We start from the raw sequence: 15,997 nt of genomic DNA, 5'->3' as shown, positions 1-15,997 counted from the left end.
TGGAACTTTTTCAAGCCAAGCCTGGAATCACCAATCCGTCCTTCGGAAAGTGGCCAATCATTCCCGGGCTATATGGATTTGCGGAACCACCCACAGAGGGTCATTCCGGAAATGCAGGTCGTAATTTCCGGATATTGATTGAAGAAGGACCGGGACGACTTAAAAGTCGTCCCGGTCCTTTTTTTGCGCCGTCAACTTGAGTGATCTTGGCGCTCACTCGCTGCCTTCTCCGGTTAAACAGCAATTCGGCCTGCGTTTGGGCAGGCCGAATTGTGTGGGTTCTTCGTAGGAATTGCGATCTGGACTAGGCGGTTTGCCTTGGCGGGCTTTCGCGGTCGGATTGAACCAGCGGCGCGCCGAGTGCGTCGTGCCGTCGCCTCGTTCTGTGCTTTGCGACTAGTCCTGAACTTGCGTCTTGGAGGCGGTGAGCCTCAGCTTTGAAGAAGGTTGCGATTCGTCGGAGATTGGATGTGACGACTGAGAATGTCAGAGTCAGGTAAAGCGCGGCGTATCCGCGTCCGGACCTTTTCTTGGGATTGCCAATATCGCCGTGGGGGACCGTTTTCAAGAGGTTATTCGAGCTCTCAACGAGACTGCGCAGTCCATATTGCCGCCGCCACTCGACGGTCTTGTGTGGAAGGTGCTGGCCGAATTTGATCGGTTGTCGTTTGGTATGTGCGTCGGCAGTGTCTTCAGTTGCTGCCTTCCGCCCGGATCGTTTTCCGGATGCCACAGCATCGTTGATCGGGAGAGTTGGCGGAATTGTGAGACTGGTCACTTTTGGCGCAACCTTGGGCTGCACGAGCATCTTGTTCAGCGGAGGATAGCTGAACCGTTGGTACCCGTCGGCGTCGCGCCGCCCTTTCGGGATCATTCGATATGGCTCGCGAGCATCGATGTTTCGCTGAAGGTTCGGGAGGGCTTCTTCACTGTCGGCCAGGTTCCTCATGGCGGTCTGGACGTCCTCGAAGCTTGGGCCTTTTCTCTTGGTGGGATGCTCCGTCTTGTAGACGACAATTTTCGCTTCGTCTCGAGCTGCTTCTGTTGCGGCTACTTTCCGCGACGCTTCGATCAGCGATTTCGGCATCCAATTCACGTACCAGCTGCCGTCTACCAGGATGGGGACTGCTGTCGGTTCAGTTGACTTGACGTGCCCTACAGCTTGGTTACCCTGACTGCCAAATGCATCTAAAGCCCTACGAGCTTGTAGCCCACCCCATAGACGGTGACTAGAAGGACCGGGTTGCGAGTATCGACTTCGATCTTTAGGCGGAGGTTCTTGACGTGTGCGTCGATCGTGCGGCCGGTGATGTAGATGTCGCTGCCGTGCAGGCGAGTGAGTAGCTGGCTGCGACTGAGGACCGCGTCGCGGTGTACCGCCAGTTCCTCGAGGAGATCGAACTCGGCGCGAGTCAGGGCGACGTCGTTCCCTCTCACTCGAACAGTTCTTCGGCGTGGGTCGATGGTGAGCTCGCCGACTTCAATGGTGGTCGCCGAGTCATCCTGGCGGGTGCGTCGCAGCAGGGCGCGCACACGGGCTACGAGTTCTCGTGGGCTGTAGGGCTTGAAAATGTAGTCGTCAGCCCCGAGTTCGAGGCCCAACAGCATGTCGTTCTCAGTGGCGCGCGCGGTGAGCATGAGCACGGGGGTTAGGTCGTGCTCGTCGCGAAGCTTGCGGCTGACAGTGAGGCCGTCCATGCCGGGAAGCATCACGTCCAGCACGAGTAGGTGCGGGGTGGCGCGGCGAACCTCATCGAGGGCCGCGGTACCGCTGGAGACCACGGTGACCTCGTAGCCCTCGCGAGAGAGGTATCGCTCAAGCAGCGACGCTTGCAGCTCGTCGTCTTCCGCCACAACGATTCTCGTCATTCCGAAACTCTACGGGGCTCGGTGTCGTCGACCGCAAGCGGCACATCTTTCGCATTCGACAAGCACAGGTTCTTCACATTTGGACGCGACAGTGGACTTTTCAACCATTCAGGAGGAAGCATGCAATCCACCCATACATCCTGGGCTTTCGTTGCCGCGATGGCCGTCACGTGCACACTACTCGCCGGTTGTAGTTCCGCCCCAGGCTCTGAGCGTGCGGGGGAGATCGCGTCGCTCGCGACTCCCCACCCGAAAGCGACGTCCGAGACCAACCCGCTGTTCGAGAAGTATGGAGAACCCATCCGACTACGTCTAGATATGACTGACGGGGAACAGCAAGCCGCGTATAAGAACTACGTTGCCTGCATCGCGGACGAGGGTGGGCACGTGAAAGGGAAGAAAGAGAGCGGCGCGGCGACCGGTGCCGGCTCGGCAGATCAGGGGGCAGAGGCGTTCTGCGCTGCCGTCAGCCCTCTCCCGCCGTGGGAGCTTGACAGGTCAAACCCCGATGCACTCGCCTTCGTCCAGGGAGTGGTCGACTGCCTTCGGGGTAAAGGAGTAACCAAGGTGGCGATTGCGCCAGACGATGGGTCAGGGCAAGTCAGTATCGCCTACGGAGGTGCAGACAACGACTCCCGATCCATCTCGCTCGGGTTGCAGTACACCTCCGAATGTCAGCGCACCGTCTCGGCGGCGACCAAATGATGTCGGAGCCGAAAGCACCGTGGTGGCGAAGACGAGTTACTGTCATCGTGATAGCCGCGGCTACAGCAATCACAGCGGCTGCGATCGCGTCTTTGTTGCTCACCGTAAGAGTCGCTCCAGTCGAGAAAGAGGCGGTGATCAAAGGTCCGACAATAAGCGTGGAGCGAAAAGATCTGTCCACCGCCAGCGTTCTGGAGGGGACCCTCGGCTACGGCACGCCGATCCCACTCAAAATCGCCGGGACCGGCACGATAACGTGGTTGCCCGAGGCGGGCCGTTCGCTGGACCGCAACTCGCAGCTTCTGCGGATCGATGAGCGCCCTCTTGTGGTGTTCCTCGGAAGCACTCCGCTCTACCGGCCCCTCGATGTGCCAGGTCTCCGCGGCGCAGACGTGTCGATGGTTGCGAGCAACCTCAAGGCTCTCGGACTGCTGAATGTCGCCGATCCGGCGAAGGCAGTGACCGGTGTTAGCCTGTCAGCTGCCCTGCGTGCGTGGCAGAAGAACCTTGGTCTGGAGCCGACCGGCACGATTGCTCCCGGCGACGTCCAAGTTCTTCCGGAGCCCTCCCGTGTCGCCAGCGTGACATCGCGAGTGGGTGACGCCCCGGGGGAGTCGCTCACGGTTACCGGTCTAACCAAGACAGTCGTGGTGGATGTTCCGGCCTCTCGCGCCGGTGCCGTTGCCGTCGACGCCCCCGTCACAGCGACGCTCGTGGACGGAACCAAACTGAGCGGTCACGTGGCGAGCGTCGCCACCGTGATAAACGACGGTCAGGATGCCTCCGCGGAGCCAACCCTAGGGATCACGATCGCTCTCGACGATCAGGCCGCGACCGGCGACACGGTCGCCTCGCCGGTGTCGGTGAGCGTCGCCGCAGAGACTCGAATCGGCGCGCTCGTTGTGCCGATCGCCGCGCTGCTCGCATTGCGGGAGGGCGGCTACGCGCTGCAAACGCCGTCGGGTTCGCTTCTCGCGGTGACCACAGGCCTGTTCGCGGGCGACTTCGTCGAGGTGTCAGGGAAGGGCGTCACGGAGGGCCTCACCGTGGTGACGGCCCGATGAGCGCGCCGGCACTCGAGCTTCGATCGATCGGTCGCGAGTACGCGGGAGGAGTGGCAGCCCTCGACGGGATATCCCTCACTATCCAGCCGTCTGAGCTTTTGGCGATCGTCGGCCGCTCGGGGTCAGGCAAGTCGACCCTCCTCAACATTATGGGTACCCTCGACCTGCCCTCGACGGGAACGGTGCTTGTTGGCGGCACGGACACGCGAGATCTTAACGATCGCCAGCTGTCATGGCTTCGAGGCAATACGATCGGCTTCGTCTTTCAGGGCTTCCATCTGACCGACGGGATTACCGCCGAGCAAAATGTCATGACTGCACTACTGTACGGCGGCACCCCTCGCCGCCAGCGATCCGCGCTTGCGCGCGACGCGCTCGACCGGGTGGGACTCGCAGGACGGATCGGCCACCGCGCCCAGCAGCTTTCTGGAGGCGAGAAACAGCGGGTTGCCATCGCCCGGGCGATCGTAACCGACCCACTAGTGGTGCTTGCCGATGAACCCACCGGCGCACTCGACACCGCGAACGGAGAACGCATCATGAGCCTGCTCGAAAGTCTCAATTCCCAAGGCACAACCGTTGTGGTTATCACCCACGACAATCAGATCGCGGATCGTCTGCCACGTCGCATCGAGCTGCAGGATGGCCACCTGGTCGCCGATTCGTCCTGGGCGGCATCGCGTGCTTAGGCGACCAAGCGCACCCCGACTCAGCGTTCAGGACCTTCTTGCAGTAGGCACCATCGGCCTGCGCACGCGACGGCTTCGCGCGGCGCTCTCCGCACTGGGAGTCGCGATCGCCCTCGCGACGGTGATGGTAGTCACCAGTATCCCTGCTTCATCGCAAGCGGCGTTAGAACACCGGCTCTCGGCGCTGGGTGCCGACATGCTCCGAGTGGACCCCCTACCCGGCGAGACCCCTGTAACCCTGCCGGCACAAAGTGTCGGGATGCTGAGGCGTATCGGCCCTGTTCACGCCGCCGCCACCGCGGCGAACGTTCACTCTCCCGTACGCAGGAGCGACCGCCAACCAGACGCCGACTCCGGAATCACTGCGCTCGCCGTCTCGACAGATCTCCTGGCAGTCGTTCGCGGCTCTCTCGCCGATGGCAGCTGGCTTGTCCCCGGGGAGCTCCCAACAGTAGTTCTCGGCTCGGACGCTGCGAACAGGCTCGGCCTGGGGCAGCTCCCTGATCGTTCGGTCACCATCACCATCGGGGCGGTAGATTTCGCCGTGGTGGGTGTGCTGGCACCGACACCGCTGGCCGCCGACCTGGAGTCCGCGGCCTTAGTCACCGGCGAGGCCGCGGAACGCTGGCTCGGCTTCGACGGCAGGCCAAGCGTTGCGTATGTGTTGGCGGATGAAGCGTCGATCGAAGACATCCGCTCAGTTGTGGCGTCCACACTCTCACCGAGGGCGAGCGGCCTGGTGGTCGTCAGCCAGCCGTCGGGCGTTCTTGCGGCGAAGAAGGAGACTCAGACCGCGTTCTCCGGACTATTTCTGGGGCTGGCCGGTGTCGCGCTGCTAGTCGGCGGCATCGGTATCGCGAACACGATGTTCGTCTCGGTGCTTGAGCGGCGAAGGGAGATAGGACTGCGCCGGGCCCTTGGGGCACATCGCGGCCAGATTCTTGCACAGTTCCTCACCGAGGCCGTGACGCTCTGTCTTGTCGGCGGATTCGGCGGAGTCGTCCTGGGTGCGGTCGCGGCCGCAACATGGGCGGTGAGCAACAGCTGGCCCCTTGTCGTGCCGTGGGAGACGATCGTTGCGAGCCTCGTGGCGGCGCTTTCCACGGGCATACTGGCGGGTCTTGCGCCGTCCATTCGAGCGGCGCGTCAGTCGCCGACAACCGCATTAGCCTCGGAGTGATCGGCTTTTCTAACAAGGAGGTGTGGCGTGGGGCCCCTTTCGCGCATGCTGCGCCGCTATCTGGCGGCTGGTCTGGCAATCGCCGTGCTCTCGGCGTTCGGCGCGATATGGCTCGCCACCACGAGCACCATAAGTTACAACCAACCCCAGGCGGAGGCGAACTCTGTTAAAGACCAAGAAATCTACGGTGCGCTAATTCGTTGGGCAGGACGTCATCGTTCGTGGGACGGGATCGACCGCTACCTGGAGTCGATAGCTAACGTTAAGCAGCGCCGCGTCGCATTGATCGCCGGCAATGGAACGGTTGTCCTCGACACACGTCCGGACCTGCCCTTGCCCTCCGGTGAAAGCAGCCGCATCGATCCACTGCAGCTGGTAGCGGTGCCTCCAGGGGACGGTAATCTCACGATCGATCCGCGGGTCACCGGGGCATTCGAGCTGGACGTGAAGGACCGAGCCAGAATGGGCAGTTTTGCCGCCAAGGTCGTCGACTGTCTCGGCGAGGACAATGCGACAAGTGCCGTGTGGGAAACGGGGAGGATCACAGTGAGTGCACGATCCGACCTCGCGGATTGCGGGCGCGCCGCGCTCAACACCCCACTGCCTGCGGAGCAAGCTGCTCTCGACCAGCTAAGCGGCCTAGTATCTGCATGCAGGGTTGCACGTGACGAGCCGGCCGCGGCTACCGTCGCCTTCGCGCTCGATGATCTGGAAAACCTTCCCCGCGAGCTCACGATCCGGGTCACGGTCGACGAGTCGTCGCCCTCTGCCGAGCAATGCCTGTTGCGTGCACGGCTCGATCAGGCAGCAATGTGGACGGCCCCCGCGCTCGACCTGTTCATCACCGATTACCGAGGCGATCAGCGTGGACTGCTCGATCTCAGCCCGGGTTCCCGGGCACGGATCGCCGTTGTGGCCGCCGCGATCCTGCTCATGGTGCTGCTCGCCTCGACAATCATCGTTCTGCCTACCCTCCGTGGAATGCGCGCGCTCACCGCAGCCGTCGATCGCTTCGCGGGCGGCGATCGAACGGACCGTCTCGGTGTGACCGGACGGGACGAGTTCAAGCACCTCAACGACGCGTTCAACCGGATGTCCGACCAGATCGCGGGCCATGAGGACGCCCGACGCCGCTTGCTCAGCGACATCGCGCACGAATTGCGCAGTCCGCTCACCAACATCCGGGGGTGGCTCGAGGCGGCTGACGACGGCATGGAAGTCTCAGAGGCAGAGCTGAGGGGAATCCTGCTCAAGGAGGCTTTGCGCCTGCAACGGATCACCACCGATCTACAGCTGCTGACAAACGCTGAGGCGGGGGAGTTGCCTATCCACCTCGAGCCCGTCGACCTCGCAAGCCTCGTCAAGGACGTCGTGGCCGGACACCGGCCGGGCGCGTTCGGCCCGGCGCTCAACGTTGCGGTTCTGGGACCGATCGTCGTGGAGACTGATCCCGACAGACTGCGCCAAGTGCTCGATAACCTCATCGTAAACGCTGTCCGGCACACGCCACCGGGCGGTTCCGTGCAGATCACGGCAGAAAGAGGGAGAGACGACGTGCGACTGGTGGTCGCTGACACTGGGAGCGGAATTTCCCAAGCCGATCTTCCACACATTTTTGACCGATTCTGGCGCGGTGATCCTTCCCGCATGCGGGAAGGCGAAAGCACCGGCCTCGGGCTCTCCATCGTGCGCGCGCTCGTCGACGTGCTCGACGGAAGGATCACGGTTCGCAGTGACCAGAGCGGGACCGTCTTCACGGTGACCTTGGACCGAGGCCGCGAATCCGTTGGTGACTGACCTTGGGCACTCGACCACGGAAATCGAAGGACATCGATGGTGACCTGGGGCTTCCTCCTCGCACCCGACGGATGCCTTAACGGCTTCCTGAAGCTTTTCGGCATCGACGGCCCCAACTGGCTGTTCCATCCGTCGACAGCTTTGAATTCGGTCGTCGCGGTCCAGGTATTCAAAGGTGTCGCAATGAATATCGTGCTGTTCGCCGCAGCTCTGCAGAGCGTGCCGGAGGAAATGTTGGAGGCGGCCCAGCTGGATGGGGCGAGCCCATGGCGATCGTTCCTTGCCGTCACCGTCCCGATGATCGCGCCGACGATCCTGCTCACCAGCATCCTGACCACCATCGGATCGCTCGAGGTGTTCGCTTCTGGCCAGCTGCTGACCAGCGGCGGCCCCGGCGATTCGACCAATGTCCTGCTCTTCCTTCTGTTCCACACCGCCTTCATCAGCCAGCGGCGTGGCTACGCCAGCGCGATCGGGGTCATTCTCTTCGCAACAATCATCAGTTGCGCTCGTTTCTGGTTGGTACTTTGTGCCGATCCTCGGATGGGTGTGTTATGTCGCAGGACTTCGGTGACAGTTCTGCGTCGTGACTTCGGTGACGTTTCTGGGGTTCTTGGTGGTGATACTTCTCCCTCCAGAGTCGAGGGATGAGCCAAAATGATGCTGTTGATCCCCGTGTTCGTCTTGCGATCTCGCAGTGGCCCTCGGATGCTCCGCGTGGTGCGGTGACGACGTTCTGCGCAGAGCACGGCATCTCCCGGAAGACGTTCTATCTCCTGCGCGCGCGAGCCGCCACCGATGGACCCGCCGCGGTGCTCGAGCCGAAGTCGGCCCCCACGAACGTCGCCGACGCGGTTGAGCGAGGACGTGAAGCGGCAGTCGCTGGGGGTGCGGGCATCGTTGGAGCAGTCGGGACTGGACCATGGGCCGATCAGCGTGCGGGCGAAGATGATCGCGATGGGGTTACCCGCCCCGTCGAACGCGACGCTATCGCGCGTGTTCCGCGACGCGAGTGTTGCCAGGGCGGCACCGAACAAACGCCCGCGCGCGTCGTTTCGCCGGTTCGTGTATCCGTCGCCGAATGCGTGCTGGCAGCTGGATGCGACCGAGTATGTGCTCACGGGAGGTCGCAAATGCGTCATCTTCCAACTCCTTGACGACCACTCCCGCCTTGCTATCGCTTCCCACGTCGCTGCCGGCGAGACCTCGGATGCTGCCGTTCACGTCGTCGGGAAAGGCATTGCTGCGCACGGCGTCCCGCAGCGACTCCTGACGGACAACGGCGTCGCGCTGAAACCGTCCCGGCGTGGAATCGTCGGCCAGCTCGTCGACTACGTCACCCGGCTCGGAGTCAAGCCGATCACCGGCAAGCCCTACAAACCGACGACGCAGGGCAAGAACGAACGCTTCCACCAGACCTTGTTCCGCTTCCTCGACAAGCAGCCCTTCGCTGCGACCCTCGGTGAACTCCAGAGGCAAGTCGATGAGTTCGACCGGATCTACAACACCGAACGCCCCCACCAAAAACTCCCTGGACATGTCACCCCGCAGCAGGCCTGGGACGCGATACCCGTGGCTGACCCGCCCCGGCCACTCACGCCAGCCTCCCCGTCGCCGTCACCTGTCGCGGCCAAGGGCGCGCTCCTTCCGGAGAACACCCGCCACGTCACTGCCAGCGGAGGGATCAAAGTCCAAGGGGTGAAGTTCCAGATCGGTAGCCGCCTCGCCGGAACACTCGTCACCATCGTCCGCGATGAGAGGACCATCGCCTTCTACGACGTCAAGACCGGCGAACTCCTCATCGCACACCCCTGGCCCGAACCAGGCACCCGCTACGTTAGCAACGGCAAACCCCGCGGGCCAAGAAAAGCGTCCGCAGCCGGACCTTACCGAAGTCCTGACACATCGAATGTCACCTATCTCCTGACACAGATTCGTCACCGAAGTCCTGACACATCACAGGACAGGGAAGCAACTAGGAACCAAGCCCAGGCCGAATCAGTAACCGATCTTCGACATGTAAGAGCGGTAGTAAGCGCAGCGTCGGCGTCGGCAGAAGTCGTGGTGGTGCACGCGCACATGGGCGCTAAGGGGCCGAGCGCGAACGTCGTTCGATCGGGCCAAGAGCTGAATCGCCCTGGGTTGCATTCCAGGTGATCCGCTGACCGACGCGGAGATGAGGCCGTGAGTACGGTCAGACTTGCACTGCGCTGTAGATCGAGCGTATTTAAATCAAGCGCATTTCTTTCTCAATTTCCGCCACGGTCAGCTGCAGCTCCCGCCGGTAGTCAAAGAACCGACGGTCGAGGGCCCCTTCTGTTATGTTCGTTGCGCTCATTGAGATGTTGATTGCTGCCACCACTGAGCCGTCTCGGCCGTGTAAGGGGACGGCTACCGAGACAATTCCTGGTTCGAGCTCCCCGTCTACCAGCGACCATCCTTGATCGCGGACCCTCGCGAGCTCCGCGCGGAGGCTACCAGGGTCGGTCATGGTGCGTCCAGTCAGCGCGGTAAGGCTGCTTGCATCGATTGCTGCGGCGAGTTCGGCGTCGTTCATCGCCGACAGCAGGACGCGACCGGTACTCGTCGCATATGCAGGGAACCGGGTTCCAATCGTGATGCGCACATTCATGATGCGTTTGGTGGGAACACGGGCGACGTACACGATGTCGGTGCCATCGATGACGGCCGCCGACACCGACTGGCCGACCTGGCGAGACAGCAGTTCGAGATGCGGCTGCACGATGTCTGGAAGCGAGAGCGCCGACAGATACGAAAAGCCGAGCTCGAGCACCCGCGGAGTGAGTGCGAACAGGCGTCCCTCCGTGCGAACGTAGCCAAGAGCCAACAGTGTGTGGAGGAAGCGGCGTGCCGCGGCTGGAGGGAGAGAGGCCCGACGCCCAACCTCGCTTAGTGAGAGTTCAGCATGATCGGCGTCGAATGCGCGAATGACGGACAGCCCCCGAGAAAAGGAATTGACGAGGACGACGGAGTTGGCAGTCTCGAGGCGTGGTCGTCGTGAGTCGGACATGCTACCGATCCTCTCATGGGGGCAAAGCTTCCGTTCGCTATGCGAAAATCAATTCGCTGTGCGAAACATATGTTAGATTGGTTTCGACACCAATGGAGGTATCGACTCATGAGTAATGAGCCCATCGCCGAGACCGCGCACGGCACAGTGCGCGGCACGCGTTACGGTGATGTCTGCGTATTCAAAGGCATCCCCTATGGCTCCTCTGTGAGCGCGGCGTACCGATTTCAGCCCGCCCGGGAGCCCGATTCGTGGGACGGAATCCGCGACGCGGTTAGTTACGGGCCGATGGCCGTGCAGTTCGTTCCGCCCGGAGGGCCCGAAGTGTCCGCAGCCGACGACCCGGCGGACAACCTCTTCATCGGTAACCAGAATCTCTTTCGACCGATGAGCGAAAACTGCCTCGTCCTGAACGTGTGGACACCCTCGGTCTCCGACGGCGCACAACGTCCGGTCATGCTCTGGTGCCACGGGGGAGGCTTTGCACGAGGCGTGGGCGATGCCGAGTGGCATGACGGAACCCGACTCGCTCGCGACCAGGACGTGGTGGTAGTGCAGCTGAACCACCGCTTGAACGTCTTCGGCTTTCTTTCGCTCGCCGAATTCGGCGGGCCCGAATATGCCGAGAGCGGGAATGTCGGAATCCTCGACATCGTGACGGCGCTGCAGTGGATACGCGACAATATCGGCCGATTTGGCGGTGACTGCAATAACGTCACGCTGTTTGGCCAGTCCGGTGGAGGCGCAAAGATCAGCGCGCTCCTGGCCTCGCCAATCGCTCAGGGCCTATTCCACAGGGCCATCGTGCAGAGCGGCTCCATCGTCAGCGCTCAGACGCAGGAGAAGGCCTCGAAAGCGGCCGCTGCGGTATTCCGTGCATTGGAAATCGACTCGACCGACATCTACGGTCTCCTCCAGGTACCGTCGGAGCGGTTACTCGGCGCCTACGCCACAGCCGTGCGTGCCGGCCATCTTTTCATGCCGGTCATCGACGGCACGACGCTTCCACATCATCCCTTCGATCCCGGCGCTCCTGCGGCCTCCGCCTCCGTACCGCTTCTGGTCGGAACGACCAAAGACGAGAATCGGCTGGAGCTGTGGCTTACGCCCCCGGGCGCCGGCAAGTTCGATGAGGCCGCTTTGCGGAAGGACCTCACCAAATTCGGCGCCAGCGACGAGTCCCTCAACACTCTTCTAGAGTCGTATCGGTCACGGCGACCGGAGGCCTCTCCGAGCGACATCTATTTCGCAGTTAAAACAGACGCGTGCTTTCGGGCGAACGCCGTGCTGCAGGCCGAACGCAAGGCGGCGCAGAACGCCGCCCCTGTGTACATGTACCTCTTCGCGTGGGAGGAGCCCGGCGGCCGGCTCGGATCTCCCCACGTCGTCGACGTGCCTTTCGTGTTCGACAACCTCGACCGCGCCCCAGGGCTCAGTGGTCTTCGACCTAACCCGCGTTGTCTCGAGCTGGGCAAGACGGTCAGCACCGCCTGGGCGGCGTTCGCTCGCACAGGTCGTCCTGCGGCCCCGGGACTGCCTCACTGGAACCCCTACGATCTCGACCGGCGAGAAACGATGATCATCGACCACGACAGCCAGCTGGCTGCCGACCCCCGGCGCGAGGACCGGCTTGCCATGGCAGCGCTCGGATCGAGCTATCCCCCGCTCGGCGGCTGGGTGGGGTTGGCTCCATGACGCGCATCAGATCGATCGAGACGGTCCTATTCGACCTGCCGACCGTCCGGCCTCACAAGCTCGCGATGGCCACGATCAACCAGCAGAGCCTCATCCTCGTGCGTATTCGTGACGAGGACGGCATCGAGGGTCTCGGCGAAGCATCCGTGATTCCCCGGTACGGAGCGGAGACCATCGAAGCCATCCAGATCGTCATCGACAAGTACCTGGCTCCGTCGTTGATCGGCCGGGACCCGGCGCAGCTGCGCGCAGTCCTGTCCACCATGGACGCCGCGTTGAAAGACAATCCGTACGCGAAGGCTGCCGTCGAGATGGCGTGCGTAGATCTTGTGGCTCGCCGACTGGGGGTGGCTGCTTCCACTTTGTTCGGTGGACCAGTACGGGACCGGTTGCCCGTTGTCCTTGTGCTTGGGGCCGGGGAGACCGAAGCGGACATCGCTCTCGCCCAAGAGATGCTCGACCGGCGTAGGCACGATCGGTTTCTGGTGAAGCTCGGCAAGGACGACCCGCAGCGCGACGTGGCGCGTGCGGCGGCGGTGAAGCGTGCTCTCGGCGACGACGTGCGCGTGCACGTCGACGTCAACCAGGCATGGAACGAAGCGACCGCGACCTGGGCCATTGAAAGGCTCGAAGGGGCCGGTATCGCTGTCGTGGAACAACCGTTGCCGCGGGAAGACATCGAGGGTATGCGGCGGCTGACCGAGCGCTTCACGATCCCGATCATGGCCGACGAGGCCATCGACACGGTGCAGAGCGCGATGGCATACGCGCATTCCCATGCCGCCGATGCGTTCTCCATCAAGGTAACCAAACATGGTGGGATGCTCCGCACCCGCGAGGTCGCGGCTATCGCCGAGGCCGCGGGAATCACGCTTTTCGGGGGAACCATGCTGGAGAGTGGAGTCGGCACTGCAGCGTTCGCGCAGATGTTCTCGACGGTGGAATCGCTCGACTGGGGTTGTCAACTGTTCGGCCCCCTGCTCTTCGCAGACACCATCACCGTGCGCCAGCCGACCTACCGCGACTGTTATCTCGAGGTGCCGAGCGGTCCGGGCTTCGGCATGACAGTCGACGAGGAAAAGCTCGCCCGCTACCGCCGCGACAGCGCGGAACCCCGCCACCTCACGACAGCCTGATTGAGGACCAGCCCATGCCCTATGTGATTGAAACCTGGGACAAGCCCCAGCACCAGCAACTCCGCGCGTTCAGCCGAGCCGAGCACCTCGATTATCTGGACCGTCACAGCGCACGCCTGCTTGCTTGCGGTGCCAAACTCCGCGACGACGGCAGCGACCTCGGCGGTGGTCTCTACGTCTTCGATACCGAGGTGCGTGCCGATGCAGAGCGGTTCATAGCCGACGACCCGTTCAGCCTGGTCGGACTGTTCGAGCGAGTGACCGTAACGCGCTGGCGCAAAGCCTATGTCGACGGAAAGTGCTACCTACCTTCGATGGAAAACACTCCGAAGTCGGATTCGGGGCAAGACGGTCCGACGCTATTGGGGGCCGACTGAAATGCCATTCACTGTGAGCACCGGCATCCGGCTGCACTGGAGATTCGACGGTGACGCGGCATCGACTCTCGTTCTACTCAACCCAATCGGCACCGACATGGGGCTCTGGGACGCGACGATGCCGCACCTGCTGTCCGATTTTCAAGTGCTGCGGATAGACACCCGGGGACACGGGGCTTCGAATACGGCGGCCGACGACTTCTCTCTCTCCCTTCTCGCCCAGGATGTCCGCCGGGTAATGGATGACGCAGACGTCGACCGCGCCGTCATTGCCGGTGTGTCGCTGGGCGGAATGATCGCCATGGAGCTCGCGCTGGACAGTCCGGACCGTGTCGCAGCGCTGGCTCTGATATGCACCTCGGCAGAGATGGATGCCACGATGTGGGCCGATCGTGTGACGCAGGTGCGCGAAGGAGGCATGGCGGGCGTGGCAGATGTCGCAGCCAGCCGTTTTCTGTCGCCTGAGTTCATCGCCCTTCATCCGGATACGGCATCTCGTCTACATCGCGCACTTCTCACCATGAATCCAGCGGGGTATGTGGGCGCCGCGGCCGCCATACGCGACATGACGCTTCTCGATCGTCTCGATCAGATCTGCGTGCCGACAGTCGTCATCGCAGGTTCGCGCGATGTCTCCACACCTCTCGATGAACATGGCGCGTTGATCGCTTCCCGGATTTCCGGCGCCCGCACGATCCTGATCGATAGCGCGCATCTCGCGCCGATCGAAGCACCGGAAGATCTCGGAACGATCATTCGTGACCTTGGAACCTACGTTCGTTTTACCCAGAAGACCGATGAATGGAGCAATGATGCTTAGTCCACAGCTGACCGAAATCCTCAAGCGATTCCAGAGGGAGGGAGATGAAGTTTCCCCTGCGGATTTTGATTTGGCGTCGCTGCGATCGCTCATCGACCTTCAAGCCAGCGACCAGGTGACTCTGGACGATGCACGATTTGAATCGCTGCAGCTGGGCGGAGTGCCCGCCGAGCGAGTGACCACGGGTTCGGACCAGGATGACGATGTGGTCCTCTTCTTCCACGGTGGCGCGTATATGTTCGGTTCCTCGCTCGGCTACCGGGGGCTGACCTCCACCCTCTCGTCGGCTACGGATGCGTCACTGCTCTCAATCGACTATCGGCTTGCTCCGGAGCATGCATTCCCAGCGGCAATCGTGGACACGACCAGTGCCTATCGCGCAGTCCTGGAAAGCGGAACACCCGCGTCGCGAATCGTGTTCGCAGGAGACTCGGCCGGCGGCGCTCTGGTGCTCGCCACCATGCTAAGCGCCCGCGACGCAGGGCTGCCGATGCCCGCCGCCGGATACTGCATATCGGCCTGGCTGGACCTGGCTGGCGACGGCGCCAGCTTCCGGGAACTCGCCGACAAGGACCCGGTCATGACCGAAGAAGGAGCGCACGGCGGGGCGGCGGCCTACCTTCAGGGAGCCGACGTACGTCATCCGTGGGCGTCGCCCATTCACGCCGATCTGACGGGACTCCCGCCGCTCCTGTTCCAGGTCGGCTCCACGGAGATGTTCCTGGATGACAGCACGCGCACTGTTCGGGCGGCCGCACTCGCAGGCGTGCACGTGGAGATGCAGGTCTGGCCGGACATGCCGCACGTGTGGCAGCGCTTCCCCGCGACCCTGCCTGAAGCGGCTGCCGCCCTGAAATCCGCCGGGGCCTTCTTGCGAGGCCATTTGAGACGAGATTCAGACGGAACCAAATGATCGAGAAAGTAGTGGATCACACCATCGATGCGGTGGCTGGGATCGAAGACGACTCGACAGTGATGCTCAGCGGTTTCGGCTGGGCCGGGCATCCGATCGCTCTTATCGACGCACTGCTCGAGACGAAGGTCTCCGGCCTCACGATCGTCAGCAACAACGCGGGTAACGGTGAGACCGGGCCTAGCCGCACTGTTGCAGGCTGGGCGAGTGAAGAAGGTCATTTGCTCTTTTCCTCGCCAAAGCGATTCATGGGTGTTCGATGGCCTGAATCGCGCCGGAAAGATCAAGCTCGAGCTGGTTCCTCAGGGCAATCTTGCTGAGCGTATCCGGCGGCGGGCGCTGGCATCGGCGCCTTCTTCACGCCAACGGGGGGTCGGCACATTGATCGCCGCCGGAAAAGAAAGGCGCACTATCGGCGCGCGCGATTACATCCTCGAGTACGCGATCCATGCTGACTATGCCTTCATCTCGGCCTACAAGGCCGACCGCTGGGGCAATCTCGTGTATCGCAAGACGGCTCACAACTTCGGGCCGATCATGGCCGCGGCGGCACGCACCACCGTTGCGCAGCTCGATGAGATCGTCGAGCTGGGATCGATTGATCCGGAGAGCGTTGTGAACCCCGGACTCTTCGTCGACAGGGTGGTGGCGCTTGGGGAGAGGCCTTGGCTCGAGGGCGGCGCGCTCGTCGTTACTGAGTAGGCGTCGTGACAGGCATCGA

16 protein-coding genes and 1 pseudogene are annotated in these 15,997 nt (G+C 62.6%); 14 read left to right on the top strand and 3 right to left on the bottom strand.

From position 1 onward, the window contains the following. Nucleotides 1-304: 304 nt before the first annotated feature. Both ACVXZ4_RS13395 and ACVXZ4_RS13390 read right to left on the bottom strand, forming a co-directional pair. Entirely contained in the window at nt 305-1,087 is a 783-nt protein-coding gene (locus ACVXZ4_RS13395) for a hypothetical protein (protein ID WP_461795326.1), read from the bottom strand. A 101-nt stretch (nt 1,088-1,188) separates the two neighbouring features. Next, nucleotides 1,189-1,869: a response regulator transcription factor gene (locus ACVXZ4_RS13390; RefSeq protein ID WP_461795325.1), complete on the bottom strand. Its 681-nt coding sequence runs from the start codon at nt 1,867-1,869 to the stop codon at nt 1,189-1,191. 120 nt (nt 1,870-1,989) lie between these two features. On the opposite strand from ACVXZ4_RS13390, the gene ACVXZ4_RS13385 reads away from it, so the two are divergent. The 7 genes and pseudogenes from ACVXZ4_RS13385 to ACVXZ4_RS13355 form a co-directional block, all read left to right on the top strand. Next, nucleotides 1,990-2,574, top strand: coding sequence for a hypothetical protein (locus ACVXZ4_RS13385; RefSeq protein WP_461795324.1), 585 nt, complete (start codon nt 1,990-1,992; stop codon nt 2,572-2,574). Between the two features lie 158 nt (nt 2,575-2,732). After that, entirely contained in the window at nt 2,733-3,638 is a 906-nt protein-coding gene (locus ACVXZ4_RS13380) for a peptidoglycan-binding protein (protein ID WP_461795323.1), read from the top strand. 50 nt (nt 3,639-3,688) lie between these two features. Beyond that, complete coding sequence (locus tag ACVXZ4_RS13375) at nt 3,689-4,327, top strand: ABC transporter ATP-binding protein (protein WP_461795322.1); 639 nt, start codon at nt 3,689-3,691, stop codon at nt 4,325-4,327. Next, on the top strand, nt 4,281-5,507 hold the full coding sequence (locus tag ACVXZ4_RS13370) for an ABC transporter permease (protein WP_461795321.1): 1,227 nt from the start codon (nt 4,281-4,283) through the stop codon (nt 5,505-5,507). The genes ACVXZ4_RS13375 and ACVXZ4_RS13370 overlap by 47 nt, the downstream gene beginning before the upstream one ends. A 27-nt stretch (nt 5,508-5,534) precedes the next feature. Beyond that, on the top strand, nt 5,535-7,304 hold the full coding sequence (locus tag ACVXZ4_RS13365) for a sensor histidine kinase (RefSeq protein WP_461795320.1): 1,770 nt from the start codon (nt 5,535-5,537) through the stop codon (nt 7,302-7,304). Nucleotides 7,305-7,340: 36 nt separating this feature from the next. Then, on the top strand, nt 7,341-7,955 hold the full coding sequence (locus ACVXZ4_RS13360; protein WP_461795319.1) for a carbohydrate ABC transporter permease: 615 nt from the start codon (nt 7,341-7,343) through the stop codon (nt 7,953-7,955). Then, nucleotides 7,952-9,146, top strand: a pseudogene (locus tag ACVXZ4_RS13355) (integrase core domain-containing protein); the annotation flags it as partial. The gene ACVXZ4_RS13360 and the pseudogene ACVXZ4_RS13355, both read left to right, overlap by 4 nt. A 385-nt stretch (nt 9,147-9,531) precedes the next feature. Here the strand turns inward: ACVXZ4_RS13355 and ACVXZ4_RS13350 are convergent. Next, on the bottom strand, nt 9,532-10,335 hold the full coding sequence (locus ACVXZ4_RS13350; protein WP_461795318.1) for an IclR family transcriptional regulator domain-containing protein: 804 nt from the start codon (nt 10,333-10,335) through the stop codon (nt 9,532-9,534). A gap of 15 nt (nt 10,336-10,350) precedes the next feature. Here ACVXZ4_RS13350 and ACVXZ4_RS13345 point away from each other — a divergent pair, with 15 nt between their 5' ends. From ACVXZ4_RS13345 to ACVXZ4_RS13315, 7 genes are read left to right on the top strand one after another with little or no spacing between them, the layout of a single operon-like run. After that, nucleotides 10,351-12,030, top strand: coding sequence for a carboxylesterase/lipase family protein (locus ACVXZ4_RS13345; RefSeq protein ID WP_461795317.1), 1,680 nt, complete (start codon nt 10,351-10,353; stop codon nt 12,028-12,030). Next, entirely contained in the window at nt 12,027-13,166 is a 1,140-nt protein-coding gene (locus tag ACVXZ4_RS13340) for a muconate cycloisomerase family protein (protein ID WP_461795316.1), read from the top strand. Before ACVXZ4_RS13345 ends, ACVXZ4_RS13340 begins: the two co-directional genes overlap by 4 nt. Nucleotides 13,167-13,180: 14 nt before the next feature. Beyond that, complete coding sequence (locus ACVXZ4_RS13335; RefSeq protein ID WP_461795315.1) at nt 13,181-13,543, top strand: YciI family protein; 363 nt, start codon at nt 13,181-13,183, stop codon at nt 13,541-13,543. A gap of 13 nt (nt 13,544-13,556) precedes the next feature. Further along, on the top strand, nt 13,557-14,363 hold the full coding sequence (locus tag ACVXZ4_RS13330; protein WP_461795314.1) for an alpha/beta fold hydrolase: 807 nt from the start codon (nt 13,557-13,559) through the stop codon (nt 14,361-14,363). Then, on the top strand, nt 14,353-15,276 hold the full coding sequence (locus tag ACVXZ4_RS13325) for an alpha/beta hydrolase (protein WP_461795313.1): 924 nt from the start codon (nt 14,353-14,355) through the stop codon (nt 15,274-15,276). Before ACVXZ4_RS13330 ends, ACVXZ4_RS13325 begins: the two co-directional genes overlap by 11 nt. Beyond that, nucleotides 15,273-15,596, top strand: a complete 324-nt coding sequence (locus tag ACVXZ4_RS13320; protein ID WP_461795312.1) for a CoA-transferase — start codon at nt 15,273-15,275, stop codon at nt 15,594-15,596. The genes ACVXZ4_RS13325 and ACVXZ4_RS13320 overlap by 4 nt, the downstream gene beginning before the upstream one ends. Then, nucleotides 15,484-15,978, top strand: coding sequence for a 3-oxoacid CoA-transferase subunit A (locus ACVXZ4_RS13315; RefSeq protein ID WP_461795311.1), 495 nt, complete (start codon nt 15,484-15,486; stop codon nt 15,976-15,978). Before ACVXZ4_RS13320 ends, ACVXZ4_RS13315 begins: the two co-directional genes overlap by 113 nt. Nucleotides 15,979-15,997: the final 19 nt, after the last annotated feature.

It is taken from the genome of Lacisediminihabitans sp. FW035 (assembly GCF_054880895.1).
The sequence above is the reverse complement of the archived record's forward strand: the minus strand, read 5'-3'. Positions and strand labels throughout refer to the sequence as shown.